Consider the following 229-nt stretch of genomic DNA (forward strand, 5'->3'; position numbering starts at 1 on the left):
TCTTATGTTTCATCCCGGCTGCGGTCATTAGAGAAAGCGGGGGTGCTATTGGTAACAACTGAAACGATTGGCAAAGATATTATTCCCGAAAGGAAAGTAAATCAGCAGGCTATTGATACAAGGGTGGCACCCGAAACGGTTGATGTAAGCATTAAATATAGTTACGAACCCCGTCCGGGGCTTGAACCGATAATAGAAACAACAAGGCCATTTTGCCGCAAGTTACTGG

1 protein-coding gene is annotated in these 229 nt (G+C 45.0%); it reads left to right on the forward strand.

Annotated elements, in window-relative coordinates:
* Nucleotides 1-48: 48 nt before the first annotated feature.
* The coding region (locus tag AC6UDE_RS07275; RefSeq protein ID WP_500697076.1) for a hypothetical protein at nucleotides 49-229 on the forward strand (181 nt) is incomplete at its 3' end.

The organism is Fructilactobacillus sp. X2R5C3 (assembly GCF_059901325.1).